Annotated in this window: 13 protein-coding genes; 5 read left to right on the forward strand and 8 right to left on the reverse strand. The window is 75.3% G+C overall.

Features of this window, described 5'->3' with window-relative positions:
* Positions 1–10 precede the first annotated feature (10 nt).
* From ACFRQN_RS00555 to ACFRQN_RS00575, 5 genes are all read right to left on the reverse strand, one after another.
* Positions 11–202 (reverse strand): DUF6126 family protein, encoded by a 192-nt coding sequence (locus tag ACFRQN_RS00555; protein ID WP_049656767.1) that lies wholly within the window; start codon positions 200–202, stop codon positions 11–13.
* A gap of 43 nt (positions 203–245) precedes the next feature.
* A complete protein-coding gene (locus ACFRQN_RS00560; protein WP_049656769.1) occupies positions 246–587 on the reverse strand; it encodes a helix-turn-helix transcriptional regulator in 342 nt (113 codons plus the stop codon).
* A gap of 250 nt (positions 588–837) precedes the next feature.
* Positions 838–1,305, reverse strand: a complete 468-nt coding sequence (locus ACFRQN_RS00565; RefSeq protein WP_049656770.1) for a hypothetical protein — start codon at positions 1,303–1,305, stop codon at positions 838–840.
* Positions 1,306–1,608: 303 nt separating this feature from the next.
* Positions 1,609–2,802, reverse strand: coding sequence for a glycoside hydrolase family 3 N-terminal domain-containing protein (locus tag ACFRQN_RS00570; protein WP_380737277.1), 1,194 nt, complete (start codon positions 2,800–2,802; stop codon positions 1,609–1,611).
* Between the two features lie 96 nt (positions 2,803–2,898).
* Positions 2,899–4,422, reverse strand: coding sequence for a PLP-dependent aminotransferase family protein (locus tag ACFRQN_RS00575; RefSeq protein ID WP_380737279.1), 1,524 nt, complete (start codon positions 4,420–4,422; stop codon positions 2,899–2,901).
* A gap of 29 nt (positions 4,423–4,451) precedes the next feature.
* On the opposite strand from ACFRQN_RS00575, the gene ACFRQN_RS00580 reads away from it, so the two are divergent.
* Positions 4,452–5,318 (forward strand): methyltransferase domain-containing protein, encoded by an 867-nt coding sequence (locus ACFRQN_RS00580; protein ID WP_380737281.1) that lies wholly within the window; start codon positions 4,452–4,454, stop codon positions 5,316–5,318.
* Between the two features lie 102 nt (positions 5,319–5,420).
* Here ACFRQN_RS00580 and ACFRQN_RS00585 read toward each other — a convergent pair whose 3' ends face one another.
* A complete protein-coding gene (locus tag ACFRQN_RS00585; RefSeq protein WP_074004989.1) occupies positions 5,421–5,918 on the reverse strand; it encodes a MarR family winged helix-turn-helix transcriptional regulator in 498 nt (165 codons plus the stop codon).
* 111 nt (positions 5,919–6,029) lie between these two features.
* On the opposite strand from ACFRQN_RS00585, the gene ACFRQN_RS00590 reads away from it, so the two are divergent.
* The 3 genes from ACFRQN_RS00590 (at position 6,030) to ACFRQN_RS00600 (ending at position 9,400) form a co-directional block, all read left to right on the forward strand.
* Positions 6,030–6,953 (forward strand): EamA family transporter, encoded by a 924-nt coding sequence (locus ACFRQN_RS00590; protein WP_380737283.1) that lies wholly within the window; start codon positions 6,030–6,032, stop codon positions 6,951–6,953.
* Positions 6,954–7,008: 55 nt separating this feature from the next.
* Entirely contained in the window at positions 7,009–7,650 is a 642-nt protein-coding gene (locus ACFRQN_RS00595; protein ID WP_380737285.1) for an NAD(P)-dependent oxidoreductase, read from the forward strand.
* A gap of 130 nt (positions 7,651–7,780) precedes the next feature.
* Positions 7,781–9,400, forward strand: coding sequence for an alpha/beta hydrolase (locus tag ACFRQN_RS00600; RefSeq protein ID WP_380737287.1), 1,620 nt, complete (start codon positions 7,781–7,783; stop codon positions 9,398–9,400).
* Between the two features lie 13 nt (positions 9,401–9,413).
* On the opposite strand, the gene ACFRQN_RS00605 is transcribed toward ACFRQN_RS00600, so the two are convergent.
* Together ACFRQN_RS00605 and ACFRQN_RS00610 are read right to left on the reverse strand one after the other, a co-directional pair.
* Complete coding sequence (locus tag ACFRQN_RS00605; RefSeq protein ID WP_147409350.1) at positions 9,414–9,722, reverse strand: hypothetical protein; 309 nt, start codon at positions 9,720–9,722, stop codon at positions 9,414–9,416.
* Between the two features lie 18 nt (positions 9,723–9,740).
* On the reverse strand, positions 9,741–10,151 hold the full coding sequence (locus ACFRQN_RS00610; protein WP_143204668.1) for a hypothetical protein: 411 nt from the start codon (positions 10,149–10,151) through the stop codon (positions 9,741–9,743).
* 490 nt (positions 10,152–10,641) lie between these two features.
* Here ACFRQN_RS00610 and ACFRQN_RS00615 point away from each other — a divergent pair, with 490 nt between their 5' ends.
* Positions 10,642–12,102: a lytic transglycosylase domain-containing protein gene (locus ACFRQN_RS00615; protein ID WP_380737290.1), complete on the forward strand. Its 1,461-nt coding sequence runs from the start codon at positions 10,642–10,644 to the stop codon at positions 12,100–12,102.
* The last annotated feature ends 95 nt before the right edge of the window (positions 12,103–12,197 follow it).

Here is a 12,197-nt window from a genome sequence, read left to right on the forward strand (position 1 = left end):
TCCGGGAGCGCTACTTCCGGCCGCCGAGCGCGAACAGCAGCAGCACGAAACCGGCGAACAGGTGGGTGGCGAAGATGTAGATGCCCGCGCGGATCAGCATCGCCTTGCGGCGCCGCTTCTCCTCGCTCGTACCGTCCCCGCCCGTACCGCTCCCGCTGGTACTGCCCTCGCTCACGCTGTCGTCGCTCGTGCTGGCGCTCATGGTGGTGCTTCTCCTCGGATCGGGCGGACGGGCCGGGCGCGGCTCAGCGGGGCCGACCGCCGGGGGCGCGCAGCTCGGTGAGCAGCGCGCCCTGGTCGGTGATCAGCTCGGTCAGGATCCGGCGGGCCGCGCGCAGCAGTTCGGCGACGTCCGGGGTGCTGAGCGCGTACACCACGGTGTTGCCCTCACGGGTCGCCGTGACCAGCTGGGTGCGGCGCAGCACCGCGAGCTGCTGGGAGAGGTTGGACGGCTCGACCTCGATCTCCGCCAGCAGCTCGCGCACCGGCCGGGGGCCGTCCTGGAGCAGTTCCAGGACCCGGATCCGTACGGGGTGGCCGAGGGTGCGGAAGAACTCCGCCTTGGCCTGGTACAGCGGCACCGGCATCGTCCGCGCTCTCCCTCGGGTCCGGCTGGATGGTCGTCCGGCCGGGCGGGGATCTCCGCCGCGGCCGGTAGGCATCATCGCGACAGATGAAGATTTCTTCAAGTCGTCACCGCGCGTCGCCGGGGTGCGCCGGAATCCGGAAGGCCCCGACCGGGCGCTCCGCCGGGCGGTCGCGATCGGGTCGGGGCATGCGAAAGCCGAGCCCGGGACGCTGCCAACTCCCGGGCTCGGCAGTCATGGTGATGAGCCGTCAGCAGACTACAGGCACATCGACCGTGGCCGGGACCTGCCCGCTCCAGAAGCCCTCGACGTCGAAGGAGACGTGCACGGTGGACCCGCACGGCACCGTGCTGGAGATGCCGTCGACCCGCACGGTGGAGACCTGGAACACGGTGCGGCCGTTCACGGTGCCGAGCGAGGCCCCGCCGGTCACGTTGGCCGACAGGTGGGTCACCAGCTCCTTCGGCGCCGGCGGCCACGGGGTGCCCGGGGACGGCGGGCCGGCCAGGCCGATCTTCCCGTAGACCGCGACGCTGTCACCCGTCACGTCGGCGCAGGCGTAGGTGGCCAGGCCGGCCTGCAGGCTGGAGTAGCCGCAGGTGGTGACGGTGGCGGTGGTGGTGGCGGCGGCCGGGGTCGCGGCGATGGCCGGGACGGGGGCGGCGAGCAGGGTGACGGCGCCGGCGGCGATCCAGGTGGCGCGACTCATGCGGTTCATCGGTGCCTCCTCCTTCGGAGGGTATGAGGACGGACTGGGAACAGGTGACGTGGTACATATGACATTTCATAGGCCCACGACAGAAACTTTGACATGCGATTCCTCGGCCATGAGGCGGATTTACCCTCGGAAGTCAGGTGTCGACCGAAACTGAACCTTCGATGGCGCAATCAGCGCCGGACAGTCGAACGGGCGCCCCCGTCCAGGGGACGCCCGCGTGGAGCCCGGGTGAACCGTTTCCGAACGCCCCCGGAGCCGCCTTCGAAGCCGCCGCCGAGCCGCTTCCTAACCGCCGCCGCCGGCTCAGCCCAGCGAACCGCGCAGGGCGTCGACCCGCGCCACCGCCTCGCTGAAGGCGTGCCGGTCCAGGCGGCCGTCGTCCAGGGCGGCGGCCAGCGCCTCGGTGGCCTCCTCGCCCTGCCGGGGGTCCCGCCCGGAGCAGAGCATCAGGTCCATCCCGGCCGCGGCGGCGGCCAGCGCGCGGTCACCGGGGCCGCCGTACGGGGCCAGTGCGTCCGCCTCCATGGCGTCGGTGACGGTCACGCCGTCGAAGCCGAGCCGGCCGCGCAGCTCGCCCTGGATGATCGCGTGCGAGAACCCGGCCGGGTGGTCCGGGTCCAGCGCCGGGTAGATCGCCCAGGAGGCCATCACCAGGCGCACGCCCGCCGCGATGGCCGCCCGGTACGGGGCCTCGCCGCGGGCGCGGAGCTGCGACAGCGGGACGTTCAGGGTGACCGGGCTCTCGTCGGTGTTCGCGCCCCGGGGCGCGGCGCCGAGACCGGGGAAGTGCTTGGCGGTCGCGGCCACGCCGAGGCCCTGCTGGGCGGTGAGGAAGGCGCTGCCCAACTCCGCCACCTTGGCCGGGTCCTGGCCGAAGGAGCGCTCGGAGTGGTCGATGAAGTTGTCCGGCGTGTCGTAGACGTCGAGCACCGGGGCGAGGTTGAGGTTCAGCCCGGCGTCGGTGAGGGTCCGGGCGGCGCCGGCCCCGGACTCCGCCGCCGCGGCGACCGGGTTCGCCGCCAACCCGACGCGGCGGGCGGAGAGTTCGGGCGCACCGGGCAGCCGGCGGACCTTGCCGCCCTCCTGGTCGGTCATCAGCAGCAGCGGGCGCGGATGCGGCGCCTCGGCGGCGGCCTGCTTCAACTCGCCTACGGCCTGCGCGAGTTGCTCCGGGCTGGTGATGTTCTCACCGAACAGGATCACCCCGGCGGCCCGGCCCTCCCGGATCGCCTGGAGCGTCGTGGCCGACGGTATCGGGCCCGGGTACGACAGCACGACCCGCCGCCCGGCGAGCACCCGGGAGTCCTCCCGCGCCAGGCCGGCCATCGCCGCGGTCCTCTCGTCCGGTGCGCCCGGGACGCCCGGAGCGCCCGGGGCACCCGGAGCGCTCGGGGCACCGCGCGGCGGGGCGGGCGAGCCGAGCGGCACCGGCCCGAGCGCGGCGCCCATGACGGCCAGCACCACCCCGAACTGGGCGACACTTCGGAACAGGGCCATCACGCCTCCCGGTCGACAGGTGACTTCGGCATGTCAACGTACCCAGGGGTGCGGCGCGGCATTCCCCCATACACCGTATTCATCCGATAATCCGACTCAATCTCCGCGAGGTGACACCTCTCCGCGGACCAGCCGGCCCAGGACGGCCACACCCTCGGCGATCTCGGACACCGAGCCCGCCGCGTAGCCGAGGACCAGGCCGGGCGGGTACGGCAACCGGGCGTGCCAGGACAGCGGCTGCACCTTGACCCCCTCCGCCAGGGCGGCGGCGGCCAACCCCGTATCGGTACGGCCGCATCCCTCCGGGAGCGTCAGCATCAGGTGGAGGCCGGCCGCCGCGCCGTGCACCGTGGCCCCCGGCAGGTGGGTGCGGATGGCGTCGATCATCGCGTCCCGGCGGCGGCGGTGGCGGCGGCGCAGCAGCCGCAGGTGCCGGTCGAGGTCGCCGGACTCCATCAGCCGGGCGAGGACCAGCTGGGGCAGCACCGGGTTCCCGAGGTCGGCGAACCGCTTGGCCTCCAGGACGGCGTCCCGCAGCCGGTCCGGGACCAGCAGCCAGCCGGTGCGCAGCGCGGGGGCGAGCAGCTTGGAGACGCTGCCCGCGTAGCAGACCCGATCCGGCAGGACCGCCCGCAGGGCCGGGACGGGCGGACGGTCGTAGCGGTGCTCGGCGTCGTAGTCGTCCTCGATGACCAGGCCGCCCTCCGCCGCCCAGCGCAGCAGTTCGCGGCGCCGTTCGCCGCCGAGCACGACACCGGTCGGGAACTGGTGGGCGGGGGTGAGCAGGACGGCCGGGGCGCCGGTGGCGCGCAGCGCGTCGACCCGGACGCCCTCGGCGTCGACCGGGACGGGCGGGGTGGCGGCGAGCCAGTGGGCGAGGTGCTGCCGGACGCCGACCGAGCCCGGGTCCTCCACCGCGACCTCGTCGATGCCCGCCCGCCCGAGCGCGCGGCCGAGCAGGGCGAGCGCCTGGGCCGTACCGGCGACGATCAGCACCTCGTCCGGGTCGGCGCGGATGCCCCGGTTGCGGGCCAGCCAGTGGGCGACGGCCCGGCGCAGGGCCGGGGTGCCGCGCACGTCGCCGTAGCCGAGGTCGGACGCGGCGAGGCCGTCGAGGACGGCCCGTTCGGCGCGCAGCCAGGCGGCGCGGGGGAAGGCCGCGAGGTCGGGCACGCCGGGGGTGAGGTCGATCCTGGCGGGGGCGCCGCGCAGCCGCTCGAAGACCTCGGGGTCGGGGTCGTCCCGGAACAGCGCGGGCGCCTGGCGGGGCGGCCGCGCCGCGGGCACCTCCCCCGGTACGACGACGGCCGTGACCGGTACGGCGGTGGCCGCGACCACGACCGTGCCGCCCCGCCCGCGGCCGGCGACCTGCCCCTCCTCGGCGAGGCGCCGGTAGGCGTCGGTCACCACCCCGCGGGAGACGCCGAGTTCGGCCGCCAGCACCCGGCCGGCGGGCAGCCGGGCCCCGACCGGGAGCCGCCCGTCGGCGACGGCCTCGCGCAGCCGGCGGGCGAGCCAGTCGGTGAGGCCGCCGGGCGGGGCCTCGGCGGTGTCGAGCTGAAGGAAGTCGGCGCCGGCCTCTTTGGACCGGTCGGATGCCTCGGCTTTGGACCTGTTCACCGGACCATAGTGGCGGCGAGGGTGGGGCCATGACCACGGAAACGACGGCGCCCGCGAACGCGGCGGCGCCGGAGCACGGGCTCGACCACGGCCCCGACTACGTCCACGGCTACTCGGAGACCGAGACCCGGCGCCTCGGCGACCAGGCCGACACCCTCGCCGAACTGCTGCACGCCGGCACGGCCTACCCCGCGGGCAGCCGGGTGCTGGAGGCCGGCTGCGGAGTGGGGGCGCAGACCGTGCACCTGCTGGCCGCCAGCCCCGGCGTGCGGCTGACGGCGGCCGACCTCTCGGCGGACTCGCTGGCCCAGGCCCGCTCCCGGGTGGCCGCGCAGGCACCCGCCGCGGACGTCACCTGGCACCACGGCGACCTCCACCGACTGCCGTTCCCGGACGGCTCCTTCGACCACGTCTTCCTCTGCTTCGTGCTGGAGCACCTGGCCGACCCCGCCGCCGGGCTGGCGGCGCTGCGCCGGGTGCTGCGGCCGGGCGGGACGATCACCGTGATCGAGGGCGACCACGGCTCGGCGCTCTTCCACCCGGAGACCCCGGCGGCCCGCCGCACCGTCGACCACCTGGTCCGGCTGCAGGCCCGGGCGGGCGGCGACGGCCTGCTCGGCCGCCGCCTCCACCCGCTGCTGACGGAGGCCGGGTTCGCGCGGGTGACGGTCCGCCCGCGCACGGTCTACGCCGACGACGCCCGGCCCGCCCTGGTGGAGGGCTTCACCCGCCGGACCTTCGTCGCGATGGTCGAGGCCGTCCGGGCGGAGGCACTGGAGGCCGGACTGAGCACCCCGGAGGCCTTCGACCGGGGCATCGCGGAGCTGCGCCGCGCGGCCGAGCCGGGCGGGACGTTCCACTACACCTTCTTCAAGGCGGTGGCGGTCCGGCCGTAGCGCGGGCCCGCCGGGACCTGCTCCTGCCGGAGCGGGCCCCGCGGGCGGGGTCGTGGACGGGGGTCACGATCGCGCCCGCGGGGCCCGCCGGGGAGCCGGGCACTACTCCGGGCTGTCCCCGAGGTCCGCCAGCAGGGTGCGCATCGCCTCGACGAGCGCCGTCCGCTGCGCCTCGTCGAGGCCCGCCAGCATGCGGTACTCGGTGGCGAGGTGGTCGGGCAGCGCGCGGTCGATCAGGTCCCGGCCCTCGGGGGTGAGGGCGACCTCGCGGCTGCGGCCGTCCTGGTCGCTGCGGGCGCGGGTGACGAGTCCGCGCGCCTCCAGCCGGTCCAGCCGCTGGGTGATGGCGCCGGAGGTGACCATCGCGGACCGCATCAGGCCGGTGGGGGTGAGGCGGTAGGGCGGGCCGCTGCGCCTGAGGGTGGCGAGGACGTCGAAGGAGGCGGCGTCCAGCCCGTGCTCGGCGAAGGTGCGGTTGAGCGCCGTGTCCACCAGCCGGTAGAGGCGTTTGAGTCGGCCGAACACCTCCATCGGGGAGACGTCCAGGTCGGGGCGCTCGGTGCCCCACTGCGCGACGACGCGGTCCACATGATCTGCCACGGGTTCAGGGTAGGCGATCCCGACCACATTCCTTAGCGCTGAGGTAACCGTGAGCCACGTCACTCGCTCGATGCGGTGAAGAATATCTTAGCGCTGAGATACATTGCCTTAGTGCTAAGAAATCGCCTCGCCCTCGTCCTGGTGACGGCCCTCGCTCCGGCGGTCTGGGGCACGACCTACCTGGTCACCACCGAACTCCTGCCGCCCGGGCGCCCGCTGCTCGCCGCCGTCATCCGCTGCCTGCCCGCCGGACTCCTCCTGATCGCCCTCACCCGCCGTCTGCCGCAGGGCAGTTGGTGGTGGCGCTCGCTGATCCTCGGCGCGCTGAACATCGGGGTGTTCCAGGCACTGCTCTTCATCGCCGCCTACCGTCTGCCCGGCGGCATCGCCGCCACCGTCGGCGCCGTCCAACCCCTGGTCACCGCCGGGCTCTCGGCCCTGGTCCTCGGCGACCGGCTCACCCTGCGCACCGTGCTGGCCGGGATCGCGGGCGTCGCCGGCGTCAGCCTGCTGGTACTGCGGGCCGACGCCGAGCCGGACGCGGTCGGGGTGGTCGCCGCGCTCGGCGGTGCCGTGGTGATGGCCGCCGGCATCGTCCTCTCCAAGCGCTGGGCCTCCCCCGCCCCGATGCTCGCCACCACCGGCTGGCAGCTCACCGCCGGCGGACTGCTGCTGGTGCCGGTCACGCTCCTCACCGAGGGCGCCCCGCCGTCCCACTACAGCCTCGCCAACGTGCTCGGCTACACCTACCTCTGCCTGATCGGCGCGGCCGTCACCTACGTGCTCTGGTTCCGCGGACTCCGCGCGCTGCCGCCGACCTCGGTCTCCTTCCTCGCCCTGCTCAGCCCGGTGGTCGCCACCCTGCTCGGCTGGCTGGCGCTCGGCCAGGACCTCAGCCCGCTCCAGGCGCTCGGCGCCCTGGTCGTACTCGGCTCGCTGCTCGCCGCCCAGATCCAACGGCCGCGCACCGCACCGGAGTCCGCACCCGGAGCCGGGCCGACGGTCGCCCCGCGGCCCGTCCGCGAGAACGCCTGACCCCGCCCCACCCCACCGTTCCCACCCCTTTCCCACCACCTCCAGGGAGTACCCCATGCGCATCACCGTGTTCGGCGCCACCGGCAACGTCGGCCGCCGGGTCGTGGCCGAGGCCCTGTCCCGCGGCCACCACGTCACCGCCGTCGTACGGGACCCGGCGAAGCCGCACGACCTGCCGTCCGCCGTCACCCTGGTCGTCGGCGACGCCCGGACGCCCGAGGACGTCGCCCGGATCGCGGCCGGACAGGACGTGGTGGTCACCGCCACCCGCCCGGTGCCCGGCAGCGAGCACGAGCTGGCCATCGCCACCAAGGGCCTGCTCGCCGGGATCGCCGGCACCGGCGTGCGGCTGCTGGCCGTCGGCGGCGCGGGCAGCCTGCTCGTCCCGGGCGGCGGCGGGACCACCCTGGTCGAAAGCCCCGGCTTCCCCGACGCGATCCGGCCCATCGCCCTGGCCTGCGGCGAGCAGCTCGACCTCTACCGCGCCGCCGGCCCGGACACCGACTGGACGTACCTGAGCCCGGCCGCGCTGCTGGAGCCCGGCGTGCGCACCGGCCGGTTCCGGACCGGCCGCGACGAGCTGCTGGTCGACGCCGACGGCACCTCGGCGATCTCCATGGAGGACCTCGCCGTCGCACTCCTCGACGAGACCGAGCGGCCCGCCCACCACCGGTCCCGCTTCACCGCCGCCTACTGACCACCTGCCCATCCACCTGACCACCCGAGGCCCTGGCACCCCCGCCCCGGCGGGGGTGTACTCAGCACCACCCCGAAGACGGCAGTGGGGGTGATCGATCGTCAGGCCGGGGCCGGACATGATCGTTCCTGTGACCGAGACCGTGACCAAGACCCCGGCCCAGAACCAGAACCAGACCCGGAGCAAGGCCGGGAGCCGGCCCGCCGAGGCCGCCCCGCGGCGCGCCCGGCGCAGCCGCCGTGCCGTGCTGGCCGTCGCCGCCGCCGTGCTGGCCGGCCTGGCGGCGCCCGCCACCGCGGGGGCCGCCAGCGGGCGTGACCCGGGCGACGCCGACCCGGCGCCCGCCCGGTACACCCACCAGAGCCTGAACTGGCAGCCCTGCGCCCAGCAGCCCGCGCTGGACTGCGCCGCCATGACCGCCCCGCGCGACTGGCACCACCCCGGCGTCGGGGCCGACCTGACCATCGCCGTCTCCCGGCACCGCGCCACCGACCCGGCCAAGCGCAAGGGCACCCTGCTGATGGCGGCCGGCGGGCCCGGCGGCTCCGGCCTGCTGCGCCCGGCCGGGCTGGCCGGCGCCGCCCCGGCGATCGGCGCCGCGTACGACGTCGTCGGCTTCGACCAGCGCGGGGTCGGCGAGAGCACCAAGGCGGTCTGCCAGACCCCGGAGGAGTTCCAGGAGTTCCTGGCCGGCGACTACCGCGACCAGTCCCCCGCCGCGATCGACCGGGTCATCGCCAACTCGAAGAAGCTGGCCGCCGGTTGCCAGGAGCGCAGCGGGGACCTCCTCCCCTACCTGACCACCGAGCAGACGGCCCACGACATCGACCTGTTCCGCGGCCTGCTCGGCGAGCGCAGGCTCAGCTACTACGGCCCGTCCTACGCCTCCATGATCGGCGCCTACTACGGGACGCTCTTCCCGCACCGGGTCGAACGGATGGTGCTGGACAGCAACATCGGCTTCGACGGCACCTGGGAGGCCTTCGAGCTGGGCCAGCCGATGAGCTTCCAGCGCCGCTTCGACGAGGACTTCGTGCCCTGGCTCGCGGCCCGGGACGCCACCTACCACTGGGGCGCCACGCCGGAGCAGGTGCGGGCGCACTGGGAGCAGCGGCGGGCCGCGCTGCACGACTCCCCCATCGTCGAGGGCCCGGTGACGATCGGCCCGAACCAGCTGGACAGCCTCACCATGTCGGCGATCTACCGGGCGGCCAACTTCCCCGACCTGGCCGGGATCCTGGCCACCGTCGACGACTGGCAGGGCGCCGCTCCGGCGACCAGGGCGGCGGCCGCGAAGGCCTTCAACAGCTACCTCAGCCCGGAGTTCCTCGCCGAGTACTTCGCGGTGACCTGCAACGACACCCCGTGGACCAGGGACCTGGGCAGCTGGATCGAGCGCGGCGCCGAGAACACCGCCCGCTGGCCGCTGGCCGGGGCCCGGACGCTCGCCTTCAGCGCGGTCTGCGCCGCCTGGCCGGTCGCCCCGGCGCCCAAGGTCACGGTGACCGGCGCCCACCTGCCGACCACGCTGATGCTCAACTCGGTGCACGATCCGGCGACCTACTACGAGGCGGCGCTCGGCGCCCACCGCGCGCTGCGCGGCTCCAGGCTGGTCACCGTCACCGGGAGCGGCGACCACGGCCAGTACCCCACGTCCAACACCTGCGTCAGCGCGGTGGTCGAGCGCTACCTGCTGGACGGCACCGCACCGGGGCGCGACCTCACCTGCCCTTCCCCGCAGGCCGGTTGAGACCGGCCGCCGGTCAGTTCCGGGGCCGCGCCCGCAGTCTGCCCCGGAGCCAGGCGAAGCCGACGGCCAGCCCGGCGAACCCTCCGACGGCGAGCTTGATCCCGGCCTTGGCGACGATCCAGCCGACCCACGGGACGCCCCACCCCAGCCAGTGGAACACGGCCAGCAGGACCGCGGCGCCGGACAGCGCCGCGAGCAGGGTGACCACGACGGCGGCGGCCCGTGAGAGCTCCCGCGGGCCGTCGGCGTGCTCCCCCGCGGCCGTGCCGTCCGGGTCGGCGGTCGGGTCCTTCGTCATCTCGTTCGTACCCCCCTCGGTCATGAGGGCGATGATACGGCGTCAGCGGTAGGCGTGGTGGGTGTCCCCGACGTGCTCGCCGGTCTCGTCGTCGGGGAAGCTGACGGCCATGGTGACGCGGTACTCGTGGACGTCCTCGCGGTGTCCCGGCACCCGCGCCCAGGCCAGCGAGTGCACCTCGGCCTCGGGGGCCTGCCGGCACCAGGCGGCGGCCTCCTCCAGGACGCCGGCGGGGGACCGCCCGGTGCACACCACGGCGGTGTACGCGGCGACCGCGACGTCCCCACCGGAGCGGCGGGTGCGCGACACCGCCCGGACGGCCGCGGCGGCCTGGGTCAGGTCACGGGCCAGGTCGTCCACCACCCGAGGGGGAGCCGGCAGGACGACCGTCCCCTCGGCGAGGGTCTCCGGCAGGTTCGGGCTCACGGTCTGGACCTCCATCCGCATCATCACGCGGCACAGCATGCCGGGCAGTCATTCCTGGCATGCCCATTTTCACCAGAACGTCACCCGTCCAGGGCCGAGTCGGGGACGCGCCCTGGCGTCCCGACGTCCTTCCTGGTAGTGGCGCCACCGACGCCCTCCGACGTTCCAGCAGGTCAGGAGGGGCGGCAGCGGGCGGCGCCGGGGGGCCCGAAACGCCGCGGACGCACCACCCCCGTGCCCCGAACCGCCGGTCCGGCGCCCGGGAGCGCCCGTCCCACCGGTGTTGGTCTCCCGGTCAACTCTCCGTACCGGAACGGGAGTTGCCGCCGGGTCGCGGTCGGGAAGCGGTAGGCGGCGCAGGCGGCCGGACTGCACGGCGCCCGGCCGCACCCCCGCTGAGGTGCCGAGTTAACCCCTCGGAGGGCTCCGGTCCGCCTCCCGGTCACCCTGTCCCTGTCAGATCGTCGTGATACTAATCGTGGCGGCGGCGGGCCCGGTCCTCGGCTGGACGGGCACGATGACGACAGCTCAACCGTTCCGGAAGGGTCCGGACGGCAACGGGGAGGGGCAGCGGATGACGGTGCGGATCGGCAAGGCCAAGGACGGTCGGAAGGTCCGGATAGGCAAGCGGGTCACGGGGACGGCGGCGGCCTTCGCCGCGCTGGCCGCGCTGACCGGCTCTCAGGTGACGGGCATCGGGCTCGCCCCGGCCGCGGTCGCCGACGCCGGTCCGGCGAACGGCGCCGCCGATCAGGGCGCCGGCCGCTACCTGCCCGGCGGCGGCCCCTCGACGGACCTCCCCGGCACCTTCGGCACCGGCGTGCCGGCCGACGGCGGCGGCACCGTCCAGCTCCCGCAGCCTCCCGGCACCCTGCCCGGCCTGCCCTCGGCCGGCCCGTTCGCGGCCACCGGCCCCGCGCTGCCCGCCACCGTGCTCGCCGCCTACCGCCAGGCCGAGGCCTCGCTGGCGCAGCGCTCGCCGGGCTGCCACCTGCCGTGGCAGCTGCTCGCCGCGATCGGCCAGGTCGAGTCCGGCCAGGCCAACGGCGGCCAGGTGGACGCCGCCGGCACGACGCTGACGCCGATCCTCGGCCCGGCCCTGGACGGCAACGGCTTCGCCGCGATACCCGACAGCGACGGCGGCCGCTACGACGGCGACGCCCGCTGGGACCGCGCCGTCGGGCCGATGCAGTTCATCCCCTCCACCTGGGCCTCCTGGGGCGTGGACGCCAACGGCGACGGCAAAGCCGACCCGAACAACATCTTCGACGCCGCCGAGAGCGCCGGCCGCTACCTGTGCGCGGGCGGACGCGACCTCGCCGACCCGGCGCAGCTCGACCGGGCGATACTCAGCTACAACAACTCCGGCGAGTACCTGCGGACGGTGCGCAACTGGATGGCGCACTACGGCAGCGGCACGGTGACCACCGTCCCGAACCGTCCGGGCTCCCCGGTGCCGCCCGCCCCACTGCCCTCGCCGTACCTCCCGGGCCTGCCCACCGGCGGTTCGGGCACGGGCACCGGCGGCACGCCCAGCACGGAGCCGCAGCCGCCCGCACCGGTCACGCCGACGCCGGACCAGTCGCCGAGCCCCCAGCCGACGACGACCCCGAGCGCCACCGCCACGCCCACACCCGGCGGTTCGAGCTCGCCGTCGGCGACGCCGACGACCACCCCGAGCGGCGGCGCCTCCCCGACGGCGACGCCGACCGGCACGCCCACCACCACTCCGACCGGTACGCCCACGGGTACCCCGACCGGTACGCCCACCGGCTGCCCGGACCCGACGGCCACCCCCACCGGCACGCCCACCCCGACGGGCTCCCCGTCCCCGGCCGCCACGCCCACCGGCACCCCGACGGCGACGCCCCTCCCGGGCTGCCCCACCCCCACCCCGACCGCGACGGACACCCCGAGCGGCGCGCCCAGCACCACTCCCAGCGCCGCCTTCTCGCCGTCGGCCGCCCCGACGAAGTGAGCAAAGGGGCGCGGTTCCTCCTGAGGAACCGCGCCCCCCTCAACCGGCGCTGCCGGTCACAGCCTCACGGCCGCGCGCCGGTGTACCCGGTCTCT

Source organism: Kitasatospora sp. NPDC056800 (assembly GCF_042789775.1).
GTDB lineage: Bacteria > Actinomycetota > Actinomycetes > Streptomycetales > Streptomycetaceae > Kitasatospora.

Coding starts and splice junctions, on each gene's coding strand:
- ACFRQN_RS00555 (WP_049656767.1), bottom strand. CDS start 202: ATGAGCGCCAGCACGAGCGACGACAGCGTGAGCGAGGGCAGTACCAGC.
- ACFRQN_RS00560 (WP_049656769.1), bottom strand. CDS start 587: ATGCCGGTGCCGCTGTACCAGGCCAAGGCGGAGTTCTTCCGCACCCTC.
- ACFRQN_RS00565 (WP_049656770.1), bottom strand. CDS start 1,305: ATGAACCGCATGAGTCGCGCCACCTGGATCGCCGCCGGCGCCGTCACC.
- ACFRQN_RS00570 (WP_380737277.1), bottom strand. CDS start 2,802: ATGGCCCTGTTCCGAAGTGTCGCCCAGTTCGGGGTGGTGCTGGCCGTC.
- ACFRQN_RS00580 (WP_380737281.1), top strand. CDS start 4,452: ATGACCACGGAAACGACGGCGCCCGCGAACGCGGCGGCGCCGGAGCAC.
- ACFRQN_RS00595 (WP_380737285.1), top strand. CDS start 7,009: ATGCGCATCACCGTGTTCGGCGCCACCGGCAACGTCGGCCGCCGGGTC.
- ACFRQN_RS00605 (WP_147409350.1), bottom strand. CDS start 9,722: ATGACCGAGGGGGGTACGAACGAGATGACGAAGGACCCGACCGCCGAC.
- ACFRQN_RS00615 (WP_380737290.1), top strand. CDS start 10,642: ATGACGACAGCTCAACCGTTCCGGAAGGGTCCGGACGGCAACGGGGAG.